A 12,111-nucleotide genomic window follows, 5' to 3' on the forward strand; every position below is an offset into this window, starting at 1 on the left:
AAAAACGCCGTGGTACCCGTAAAACTCCATACCATTAACATATATTTTATCCAAGCATGTCACCCTTTCCCATCATTGCATCCATCATTCTTGCCATCCTGCTCATTTCTTTGACATCATGAACACGGATCATTTGGCAGCCTTTTTGAATGCCGTAACAGATGGTTGCCCCTGTACCCTCCATTCTTTCATTAACAGGCAGATTTAAGGCCTGTCCAATCATCGTTTTTCGGGAGGTTGCCAAGAGAACCGGGTAGCCAAGCATCACAAGCTTATCTAAATTTTGCATCATCAACAGATTTTCTTGATAGTCCTTAGCAAAACCAATGCCCGGGTCGAGAATAATATTTTCATCCTTCACACCCGCTTTTTTAACAATCGCGATGCTTTCATATAAATCATTGATGACATCCCTTACAAACAATCGATAATTTCGATCATGGCGATTGTGCATTAAGATAATTGGAACATCATATTCCGACGCAACCTCACCCATCCGCTCATCCGCCTTTGCCCCCCAGATATCATTAATAATATGGGCACCAGCTTGGATCGCCTGCCTGGCCACTTCCGCTTTGTATGTATCAATCGAAATTGGCACTTGAACTTGTTTGGCAATGGCCTCAATAATCGGAACTACCCGCTTAATTTCTTCCTCCTCAGGAACTACCGCAAAGCCAGGACGGGTAGATTCTCCTCCGATATCAATAATATCAGCGCCAGCTTCAACCAGTTTCTTAGCATGTTCAACAGCCCTGTCAATATTATTAAATTTACCGCCGTCGGAGAATGAATCTGGTGTGGCATTGAGGATTCCCATCACAATGGTTTTTTTGCTCATGTCCAATGTGTATGGCCCGCAATGGATGTTTTGTTCAAAAGCTGCATTCATCCCATTCCCTCCTAAAAACTCTTATCCTTTAATCATACAATAAAAGAGGACTAGGACACAAAAAAAAGAGGACGCCGGCAATTGCCGCCGACCCCCTGTCCGTTCACTTATTCTACATCGTATTGATATAGAGGAGTACTTAAATAACGCTCGCCGTTATCAGGTATAATTGCTAATACTTTTTTGCCTTTTCCAAGTTCCTTTGCCACTTTTAATGCTGCAGAAATAGCAGCGCCGGAAGAAATACCGCCAAGAATTCCTTCTTCTCTGGCCGCGCGGCGGGAAGCATCAAATGCTTCTTCCGTGCTAATTTGAACAACTTCATCATAAATTTCTGTATTTAATGTATCAGGCACGAAGCCAGCACCAAGGCCTTGCAGCTTATGCGGACCCGGCTTACCGCCAGATAGAATTGCTGAATCCTGCGGCTCAACAGCATAGATTTTTACATTAGGGAATTTTTCACGGATAACACTGCCGGCACCTGAAATAGTTCCGCCTGTACCAATACCGGAAACAAATCCATCAAGCTGATCCATTTGCTCGACAATTTCTTTCCCTGTTGTTTTGCGGTGAACCTCAGGGTTTGCTTCGTTTTTGAACTGTTGCGGCATAAAGTAGCCGTTTTCAGCAACTAAAGCTTCTGCGCGAGCAATAGCTCCCTTCATTCCTTCTGGTCCTGGTGTAAGAACTAATTCAGCACCATAGGCGCGAAGCAGATTCCGTCTTTCTAAGCTCATTGTTTCTGGCATTACAAATACAGCTTTATAGCCCTTTGCAGCAGCTACCATCGCAAGTCCGATACCTGTATTGCCGCTTGTAGGCTCAACAATTGTATCGACACCTGGTTTGATTAAGCCTTTTTCTTCTGCAGCTTCAATCATTGCTAATCCGATACGGTCTTTTACACTGCTGCCTGGATTAAAGTATTCAAGCTTTAAATAAACATCTGCGCTATTTTCATCAACTAATTTGTTAAGCTTTACAATCGGTGTTTGCCCAATTAATTCTGTAATGGAATTTGCCACACGAACCATCTGAAATCTCTCTCCATTCTATTCCGAGTATTTTTATTGGATTTATATATATTGAATTTACCAGTTTTATACTTGTTTTGTCAATCTTTTTGACTAGGGAATTTTGTGAAAATTTTCGAAACAAATTTGCCTAAAAGAAAAACACAAGATGGATTCCTGTGCTTTAATTTGTTTCGTTATTTGTCCCGTAAAACCAGTTTACCTTGGCTTCTTTCCAGAAGGAAGAAGCAGAGGCTGGGGTCTTCATCTGCTCCAAGGCCAATTGGCGGCGGACTTGTTTTTTAACCTCGTCGAAGGAGTACTTTTTACCGCTGATTTTGTCTTCCATTTTGATGATGGCGTACCCATCGTCAATCTTAAATGGTTTACTATAAGCTTTTTTCTTTAATTTTTTTGCCGTGTCAATATAACTTTCTGGGTATCGCTCATCCCCATCACTAATATATCCAATATCTCCGCCTTCATTCGAAGAGAATTCATCAATGGAACGCTCCATGGCCAAAGCTGAAAAACTCGACCCCTGCGCCAATTCTTTTATCGCCTTATTCGCTTCTTCCTTGGTTTTCACTACAATATGGGATAGATGATAAATTTCCGGGACATCGTATAAATCCTTGTTCTTTTGGTAATAGTTCTGCAATTCTTTATCAGAAATGATTACATCTTTTGTCAAAAGCTCTTGCAGGAGAAGACTGTCCTGAATTTGTTCCTTCCACCTTTTCTCATCAAGCTGACTTTTTTGGCTGAATGCGCTATTCGTGGCCTGCAAGAGCCGAAATTCACGTTCAACCTCTTGGTCTGAGATTTTAATGTCATACTTCTTTGCCATCTCACGAATAACCTTTTGGTCAATCAACTCTTTTAAGATATCTTTCCCATATCTTTTTTCCAATTCATTTAGCCATTCCTGCCTTGTAACTGACTGCTTCCCCACGGTTGCCACAGCTTCATCATTTATTGCAGTCCCGCCATCTCCGGTTCCCTTTGCCAGAAAAAAGGCGATGGTTAAACAATTCAGCATGATAAGGCCGGCGATTACCATCCACAGTTGCTTTTTCCCCAAGCCTAATTCTCTCCCCATAAACGATTATTTAGCTGATTCTTTCAATTCCTCCAGCTCTTCTTTAGTAAAGAGGTATTTCTCGTTACAGAAATGGCAATGAGCCTCTGCCTGTCCATCCTCTTCAATCATCGCGGTAATCTCATGGGCACCTAATCCGACGATGGCATCAGCAAAGCGCTGTTTTGAACAAGTGCATTGAAATTTGACCGGCATGGTCTCCAAGATTTTCACATTCTCTTGTCCAAAAAGTTCATTTAAAATTTCTTCAGGGGTTAAACCCTCTTCCACCAATTTCGAAATAGGCGGAATCGTCTTTAACCGTTCCTCCAATTTGGTAATAACGGCATCTTCTGTTCCAGGCAGGATTTGTAGGATAAAGCCGCCAGCTGCCAGAATGGAATCATCAGGATTCACCAAGACTCCCACACCTACTGAGGACGGGACTTGCTCAGATGTTGCAAAATAATATGTAAAATCCTCTCCGAGTTCTCCGGAAACAAGCGGAACCTGGCCCGAAAAGAAATCCCTGAGGCCAATATCCTTTACAATCGCTAATGTCCCGTCCGTTCCGACCGCGCGGCGGACATCAAGCTTACCATGCTCGTTCGATTCAAAATCAACCTCTGGGTTGGTCACATATCCGCGCACCTCACCGCTTGCGTTACTATCGACGAGAATCGGACCAAGCGGGCCGCCGCCATCGATTTTGATGGTCAGCTTTTCGTCGCCCTTAAGCATCGCCCCCATCATCACCCCTGCGGTCATTGCGCGGCCAAGCGCGGCTGAAGCTGTTCTCCATGTTTGATGGCGTCTTTGCGCCTCACTGACTGTTTCCGTCGTGCGGACGGCATATGCCCTTATATTTCCATCATAGGCAAGCGCCTTAACTAAATAATCGTTCATGTTAAACCCCTTTCTAGTTGCTATTCTTTATATTATCCATATTCCGTTTATAGATAAGGTGAAGCCCCTTTAAAGTTAAAAATGGATCGACTACATCTATAACGGTTGACTCTTGAGCAATTAAACTGGCAAGCCCGCCAGTTGCAATAACAGTCGGCTTTTTCTCACTATTCTCTGTCATCCGTCTAACAATGCCTTCAACCTGTCCAACATAGCCATAAACAATGCCAGCCTGCATAGCAGCAACGGTGTTTTTCCCAATAACTCCTTCCGGACGGGCAATCTCAATACGCGGGAGCTTTGCTGCTCTTGAATACAAAGCTTCAGTAGAAATGCCAATTCCCGGTGCAATGGCACCGCCCATGTACTGGCGTTCCTCATTTACATAGCAATAGGTAGTGGCTGTTCCGAAATCAACAATTACTAATGGACTGCCGTACTCATGGATCGCTGCAACAGCGTTTACAATTCTGTCTGCTCCAACCTCACGAGGGTTTTCATATTTAATATTTAGGCCTGTTTTAATGCCAGGACCAACAACCAGCGGTTTCACATGAAAATACTTATGACACATTCTCTCTAAGGCGAACATGATTGGCGGAACAACAGATGAAATAATAATTCCATCTATATCAGAAAAAGCAAGGCCTGAATAATCAAACAAAGACTTAATATTCATCCCGAATTCATCTTCTGTACGGTTCCGGCTTGTTTCTACCCGCCAATGGTATTTCAGCTCTTCTCCTTTGTAAACACCAAGGACAATATTTGTATTCCCCACATCAATAACGAAAATCACATCTATCACTCACTTTTTAGGAAATTTTCATTTATATGCAAACATAATACCATATTTACATTGCGGGTGAAAAAAAATAAGAGTGCTTCTGCTGAAGCACTCTTCTTCATTTTATTTATTTTCAGGATCGTTAGGAGCATCTTCCTTAACGTCTTCATCCTTTTTCATGTTAATATTTACCTTCACATCATCTGCTTTTTTAGTATCTAAGCGAACAGATTCTAATTCAGCAGGATTTTCCGGCAAATGGCCATTTTCAATCAAATACTTAATTTGCTCTGCATTTAGTGTTTCCACTTCTAGCAGGGTTTTTGCAATAAGGTCAAGTTTATCACGATTTTCAGTAAGGATTTGTCGGCATCTTTCATAAGATTCCTTTATAATCCGTTGAATCTCAAGGTCAATTTCATAGGCGATGGCATCAGAATAATTTTGTTCATTATGAAGGTCACGTCCTAAGAACACCTGACCGCCTTGCGCCTGGCCAAATTGGAGCGGCCCAAGCTTATCGCTCATTCCAAATTCCGTAACCATTCTACGGGCAATGCCGGTCGCACGCTGGAAGTCGTTATGAGCGCCGGTGCTTACCTCACCAAACACAATCTCTTCTGCAACCCGTCCGCCTAATAGACCAACAATCTTATCAAGCAATTCTGGCTTTGTCATAAAGTAGCGGTCTTCTCTCGGAAGCATCACGGCATAACCGCCTGCCTGCCCGCGCGGCACAATCGTTACCTTGTGAACCATATCCGCTTCATCCAGGACTAAGCCGATAACAGTATGGCCGCCTTCGTGGAAAGCAACAATCCGTCTTTCCTTTTCTGAAATGACCCGGCTCTTTTTCGCTGGTCCGGCAATCACGCGGTCAGTTGCTTCATCGATATCAACCATCTCGATTTTCTTTTTATTTTGACGGGCGGCAACAAGGGCTGCCTCATTCAATAAGTTCTCCAGGTCTGCACCTGAAAAACCAGGTGTACGCATCGCAATATTTTTTAAATTAACAGCTTCATCCAAAGGCTTATTGCGGGCATGGACTTTAAGCACTGCCTCACGGCCATTGACATCCGGACGGTCTACCGTAATCTGACGATCAAAACGTCCTGGACGAAGTAATGCAGGGTCTAAAATATCTGGTCTGTTGGTAGCTGCAATGATAATGATTCCTTCATTGGCACCAAAGCCATCCATTTCGACAAGCAATTGGTTCAATGTCTGTTCGCGTTCATCATGCCCGCCGCCTAGACCGGCACCACGCTGACGTCCTACAGCATCAATTTCATCGATAAAAATAATACATGGTGCGTTTTTCTTCGCATTTTCAAACAAATCACGCACGCGGGATGCACCGACCCCGACGAACATTTCTACGAAATCAGAACCGCTGATCGAGAAGAACGGAACGCCTGCTTCACCGGCTACTGCCCGGGCAAGCAAGGTTTTACCAGTTCCTGGAGGTCCGACTAACAGAACTCCTTTAGGAATCCGCGCGCCAAGCTCAGCAAACTTACGAGGGTCTTTTAAGAATTCAACGACTTCCACTAACTCGGCCTTCTCTTCATCTGCACCGGCAACATCTCTAAAACGGACCTTTTTCTTATCGTCGTTATAAAGTCTTGCTTTTGATTTCCCAAAGTTCATAACTCGGCTGCCGCCGCCTTGGGCTTGGTTTAATAAAAAGAAGAATAAAATAAAGATAATCACAAACGGAATGATCGAAGTAAAGAAAGTTACCCAGCCGCTTGTTTCTTTAGCAGGCATTACTTCTACCTTGGAATCAGCTTTATCAATGCGATCAAGGATTTTTTCGCTGTTTGGAATATAGGTAATAAATTTTTTATCCCCAGCTTCCAACACTCCACGAACCTCATATACTCCCCGCTCAGGCTGCATCGAAAATGATTTAACTTCACCATTTTCCAGTTGTGTTACGAACTTATCATAGGAAATATGATCGGTTGGTTCATTGCTGCCATTAAAAAAACTGACTACGCCAATAATGACTAAAAATATTAATAAATAAAAGATGGTATTACGGAAAATCCGATTCATCTCTTACCTCCTCCCGCGGGTAAAGACTATATTAAATAGTATCATAGAAAATCCTGTTAATTCAAGGAATTGCCCTCGCCATAATAGGTTTTGGACAGCGAGAATAACGCCTCATTTTTTGGTTTCGATTAATGATTATTTGCTATATACTTCCGGCTTTAAAACGCCAATATATGGAAGGTTCCGGTATTTTTCCATGTAATCCAATCCATAACCTACCACAAATTCATCAGGAACAATAAAGCCAACAACATCAGCTTGTATCTTGCTTTTTCTACCCGCCGGCTTATCCAGCAGCGTGACAATTTTTATGGATTTTGCCTTACGGTAATGGAATAAATCGACTAAATAGCTGAGTGTTAAACCGCTGTCGATAATATCTTCGATAATTAGGATGTCTCTTCCTTCTACAGATGTATCCAAATCCTTAATTATTTTTACCTCTCCGGAGGAAACCATCGCGTTTCCGTAACTGGAAACATCCATAAAATCCATTTCCAAATAGCAATCCATTCGTTTTAACAAATCAGCCATAAAAGGCAATGCACCTTTTAAGACTCCAATTGCAAGGGGGAAGCGATCTTTATATTCCTCGGTTAATTGAGCCGCTAACTCCTTTACTTTTTCTTGTATTTCCTCTTCTGATACTAATACTTCCTTAATATCCTGGTTCATTATTAGTGTGCCCCCTAGAAGATGTTTACTTAATATATGTAAGTAGTATATATTGTTTAGCTGACATTTCTATACCTTCAAATGATGACTTTTTAAGACCTGGCAGCCATAGGATACTCCCTTCCCTGTCTGTTATGACCGGCCATGTATCCCTGTCATGAAGCGGGATTTTTTGGTCAATAAAGATATCTTTTAACTTTTTGGAACCTGTCATCCCTTTTAAGGTCATTCGATCGCCTTTGTTTCTTGTCCGAATGATAATCGGAAAGGTTACTCTCTCGGTGTCAAACACCGCCATATTGGCAGGAATATCAGCAATACCCAAATCGGTATACTCTGCCTTAACAGTGGTGCCATTAGGCAGATTAATCATTCCAGGCTCATTCACCTCAAAAAGGTATTGTTCCACTTTAACGGGCTTAAATTCAAAGGATAATTCCTGATAAGAACGGATTACTTTTAACCCGCCCGGAAAATCCAATTTCCCCGATGGTCCGCCGCGCTGGATTAGATTAAAAACTTGGTCGATATGGATGGCTGAAAGATCTGCGCACCTTTTTTTGTAAAGATAGTTTAATATTAGTTGAATACCCCTTCTTTGTAAAGGTAAAGGCAATTCGAGAAATCTCCCAATGTCAATCAAAATTTTATCGGCTTTCCTTTGTTTTTCTACTGTATTCATTTTTTCAATCGTTAATTCCTGAAGAAACGATTCATCCGCTTGCAGGTCTTCGCTAAATCGCTGAAACTGTTCATGGACAAGAGGATTTTCCGATTTTAAAAAAGGAAGAACTTCACTGCGAAACCGATTTCTACTGTATACACCCTTTTTATTGCTTGGGTCGATTCTTGGTGTAAGCTGATGCTTTTGGCAATACTGTTCAATTTCACGCTTTGTTATACATAAGAACGGGCGAAATATTGTGCCGAAATGGAAGGGGCGGGAGAAAGGAATGCCAGCCCTAGCCAATCCTGTACTGCCCCTTGTAAAGCGCATGAGAATCGTTTCGATTTGATCATCACCATGATGTCCAAGAGCCAAATAGGGGGCTTGATACTTTTCCATAACTTGCGAATAAAAGGAGTATCGTACTTCCCTGCCAGCTACCTGTGAGCTTTTCCCTTCCTTCTTCATGATGTCCGTTACATTAACCCGGATCATTTCAAAAGGAACTCCATACTGTTGACAAAATTCCTTAACGAACATAGCATCCTCATAGGATTCCTGGCCGCGAAACATATGGTCAACATGAGCAACTATAATCGTCAGGTTCTGTTTTTCCTTCTTCCTTAGCAGGAAGTCGAGCAGCGCCAACGAATCAGGCCCGCCTGAAACCCCGACAACAATTCTTTTATCTTTAAGCTTAAATGAATGCCGGTTAAGAAAGTCCTCAACCTTGGCTTCTAACATACAGATACACACTCTCTAAAATCAATGTTTTTAGAAAAACTTAAGTTTAGAATACCACTCTTTTAGAGTAACTATCAAAATTATAGGCCCGTTTGAAAAAGAAATATTTCATAAAAACCTGAACTCTTGTTATTTACGGAGAAAGAATAAAAAAGTTTCATTTTTTTGCTAATAAGAAAGTATAAAATTTTTTCAAATTCTATACTTTCTTAACGCATAAACTCAACTACGCCTCTGTCATCATCCTTACGGACTCGCCAATCGGCAAGTTTTCATTTAAAGCAGTTTTAAAAAAATATATAGCCCATACAATACACTTAGCACTATGGCAATAATGAAAAATTCCAGCCAGCCGCTTTTTTTCTTTTTCTTTCGGAAATCGCGGCGGGAAATGTTAATATTCCCTTTTGGGGATTGTGCTGAATGCTGGCCGGGTCTGACCCCCTTGGATACCGGTTTGGAATCCTTTTTTGGCTGGTCGCTGATGGTGTCCAATAGGTCTGATCTCATTTGGCTGGCACTAGGATAATGTCCCATTAAAGCCTTTAGGATAACCCGTTCATAGCGATGCAGTTCCGGTTTTAAACGAATCGCCTCCCTTAATTGCTCTATTCCGCCTGTTGTTTTTTTAAAACGCTTAGGATATGCAGTATTAATCATCATCATCGCTGCCGAGAACAAATCATAGGTTGCTTCGGCCTTTCTGGAGCCCAAGCCCCAATAGCCGCGATCATAGAACTCCGTGAATTCTTTAATGGCTCTTCCCTCAATTGTTGTTCCGCCGACATCAATGCACCTGATTTTCGGAGGAGGGCCAGTCACAATCAGGTTTTCCGGTTTTAAGTCCCCAAAAATCCAGCCGCTGCCATGCAGCCTATCAAGATCACTTAATAATTGCAGGAACAAAATCGGCATCCATGATTTTCCCTTCTGCTCTAAAAAGGACAGCAAATCGGGTCCCTGAATATATTCCATCACATAAAACGAAATAGGGCGGGAGTTCCCTCTGCCAACTTGCCAATCATCGACATCAAACAAAGAAGGCCCAAGGGTTTCTTGGCCCTGGACCTTTGCAAAGGATTTTAAAACGTTTACCTCAGACGTGATGGACATACCGTTATCGCTCATTTTTAGAGCGACCTGTGTATTATTATTCTTTGCAAGGTAGACCACCCCGTTTGCTCCAAATCCTAGTTCCTTTATGATTTTATATTGTTTGGAATGCCATCTCCCTGTAACATTTGTTCCCGGACTGATTTTATATTGATTCTTCCATGTATGATTCATCATCGTCTGATAAGAGACTCCTTAATGATCGTTTTTGATTAAAGGACGTTAAAGCAGTCCGGATGGCTGGCCCTGTCGGGGTTATTCCCCCCGTGGTCAATTTGGAAAAGATGCTTGTCAAATTTTGTAGGTTTGGCGTCCAATCCAGCAATCTTTCGACATCATTCTTTTTCCCGGGAAATACATAAACAGAAAATTGGTTATCTCCTGTCCTTGCGTTTAAGCTTAGTGAAAGGTCAAGCAGCGCCTCTTTTACGGTCGGAAGCTTTTGCTTCATGCTCGCGCTTGTATCGACAAGAATCAACACCTCTAATTCGACAGTCTCGCCGAGTTCGTCGACAACCTCCATCACTTCGCCTCTTTTTTCCGGGGGCAGGTCCTCCATTGTCTTGGAACGGCCGAGGATTTGCTGCAATTCCCGATTTACCACCCCTTGGATGGTTTGGTTCATTGCTTTTCTTGTGACCATTTGAACCGTTTGTGAGAGCGCCTCTGCATAGACTATCTGGCTCACGCCGCCGCCTGAAGCAGCGATTCCTTCTATTTCTGTCATTCCTTTTTCATCAATCACATCATGCTCCATTACACCAATGACATTGACGGTTATTCCCTGTTCATGAGCTAGTGCAGCCATCGCAATCGGGTCCTCACCCTGATTGGAGCAGCCATCTGTAATTAATAGGATTTGGCGAATCTTCCCTGTGTACATAACCTTCTCCCTCCACAAATGAATTGGTATCATTGTCGACGAGGGAAAAAGTATTTATACATAAATTAGCAGAATCCAGTGTAAAATAATTAGTTACGCTTGGCGCTTCATCTTTTGAACAGGAATAGTTGCCCATTTCGGAGTATTATGTCTGATCTTTGCCACCATGACGGTCATATCATCGTCAATTATTTCCGATTTGGAGCGAATCACATCTTCTAGGATTAAATCAGCTACCTCTTGAGGGTCATCTGTTTCCAGTTCAAGGATTTTCCGTTTCATCCATAAATCATAATTTTCTACATGCTTCGGCCCCTCAAAGACACCGTCGCTCATCATAATTAACAAGTCCCCTGCCTTTAACTGTTCATCCACTACATCTACCTCAAAATCTTGAAGAATTCCCATCGGCAGGTTGCTTGCCTGTATCTTAATGACTTTTTTCCCCCTTTTAATAAAGCTCGGCGTAGATCCTATTTTAAGAAATTTGGCAGATGCGTTTTTTAAATCAATCATCGCCAAGTCCAATGTCGAGAATATTTCATCGGTTGTCCGCAGTGAGAGGATGGAGTTAACCGATTTGATGGCGATTTTTTCTTCAATGCCTGATTGGAGAATTTTTTGCAACAGCTTTAGTGTTTCATCACTCTCATAATGAGCCCGTTCGCCATTCCCCATTCCGTCACTGATGGCGAGTGCCATTTTTCCAAGTCCCAGTTCAATCGTGGAATGGCTGTCACCAGACACTAAACCGCCATCCTTGGCAGCATGGGCTACACCCGTGTCGACCGTATAGGCCTTTGAAGACCTAAAGACAACATGGCAGAAGCCATTTGGATAGGTTGCACATTCCTCCAATCTAACCACAATCGTTTCCCCAAGAATATCGGACAGCATGGGAGCAATTAACTTTTCACACTCCCCGTGGCCATTGCAAAACGGAACAGACATTTCAATATCAACATTTCCCGGCTCCAAGCTGTAAATTTCCACCTGTTCAATATGGATGCCAAATCCTTGCATGGCCTCCATGATTTGCTCCTCCTGTTTGTAGTAATTTTCCCGCTCACGCTGGATTTCCTTGGCGAAATTGTTCATCACTTCAGAAACACCTAAAAGTTGGTCCGCAACCAGCTTTCGACTTTCGTGTACTTTTTTCTTCAATTTTATATTGGCCTGGTAAAAAGTCAGTTCCTGGGCAATTGTTTCATACACCTTTTTCGGCCGCGAACAAAGCTTTTCCCATTCTCTTGACATCCTTAAAGAAATATTGCCGTCGTTTT

General features: G+C 42.4%; 11 protein-coding genes. All 11 read right to left on the reverse strand.

Going from position 1 to position 12,111, the window contains the following annotated elements; translation table 11 throughout:
- Window positions 1-46: 46 nt before the first annotated feature.
- Window positions 47-892, reverse strand: a complete 846-nt coding sequence (gene folP, locus KHB02_RS20245; RefSeq protein ID WP_213148307.1) for a dihydropteroate synthase — start codon at window positions 890-892, stop codon at window positions 47-49.
- Between the two features lie 107 nt (window positions 893-999).
- On the reverse strand, window positions 1,000-1,929 hold the full coding sequence (gene cysK / locus KHB02_RS20250) for a cysteine synthase A (RefSeq protein WP_213148308.1): 930 nt from the start codon (window positions 1,927-1,929) through the stop codon (window positions 1,000-1,002).
- A gap of 163 nt (window positions 1,930-2,092) precedes the next feature.
- On the reverse strand, window positions 2,093-2,992 hold the full coding sequence (locus KHB02_RS20255; RefSeq protein WP_213148309.1) for a peptidyl-prolyl cis-trans isomerase: 900 nt from the start codon (window positions 2,990-2,992) through the stop codon (window positions 2,093-2,095).
- 24 nt (window positions 2,993-3,016) lie between these two features.
- Entirely contained in the window at window positions 3,017-3,895 is an 879-nt protein-coding gene (gene hslO / locus KHB02_RS20260) for an Hsp33 family molecular chaperone HslO (RefSeq protein WP_213148310.1), read from the reverse strand.
- A gap of 13 nt (window positions 3,896-3,908) precedes the next feature.
- A complete protein-coding gene (locus KHB02_RS20265) occupies window positions 3,909-4,694 on the reverse strand; it encodes a type III pantothenate kinase (RefSeq protein ID WP_213148311.1) in 786 nt (261 codons plus the stop codon).
- A 111-nt stretch (window positions 4,695-4,805) separates the two neighbouring features.
- A complete protein-coding gene (gene ftsH, locus KHB02_RS20270) occupies window positions 4,806-6,746 on the reverse strand; it encodes an ATP-dependent zinc metalloprotease FtsH (RefSeq protein ID WP_213148312.1) in 1,941 nt (646 codons plus the stop codon).
- A 135-nt stretch (window positions 6,747-6,881) separates the two neighbouring features.
- Window positions 6,882-7,421: a hypoxanthine phosphoribosyltransferase gene (hpt, locus tag KHB02_RS20275; RefSeq protein ID WP_277398324.1), complete on the reverse strand. Its 540-nt coding sequence runs from the start codon at window positions 7,419-7,421 to the stop codon at window positions 6,882-6,884.
- 25 nt (window positions 7,422-7,446) lie between these two features.
- Window positions 7,447-8,832 (reverse strand): tRNA lysidine(34) synthetase TilS, encoded by a 1,386-nt coding sequence (gene tilS, locus KHB02_RS20280; RefSeq protein ID WP_213148313.1) that lies wholly within the window; start codon window positions 8,830-8,832, stop codon window positions 7,447-7,449.
- 276 nt (window positions 8,833-9,108) lie between these two features.
- The gene (locus KHB02_RS20285) at window positions 9,109-10,122 is read right to left on the reverse strand and encodes a protein kinase domain-containing protein (RefSeq protein ID WP_213148314.1); all 1,014 of its coding nucleotides are present in this window, start codon (window positions 10,120-10,122) and stop codon (window positions 9,109-9,111) included.
- On the reverse strand, window positions 10,091-10,828 hold the full coding sequence (locus tag KHB02_RS20290) for a VWA domain-containing protein (RefSeq protein ID WP_213148315.1): 738 nt from the start codon (window positions 10,826-10,828) through the stop codon (window positions 10,091-10,093). Before KHB02_RS20290 ends, KHB02_RS20285 begins: the two co-directional genes overlap by 32 nt.
- A gap of 93 nt (window positions 10,829-10,921) precedes the next feature.
- Window positions 10,922-12,111, reverse strand: a 1,190-nt coding sequence (locus KHB02_RS20295) for a SpoIIE family protein phosphatase (protein WP_241113990.1), incomplete at its 5' end; no start/stop codon positions are given.

The organism is Neobacillus citreus (assembly GCF_018343545.2).
GTDB classification, from domain to species: domain Bacteria; phylum Bacillota; class Bacilli; order Bacillales; family Cytobacillaceae; genus Neobacillus; species Neobacillus citreus.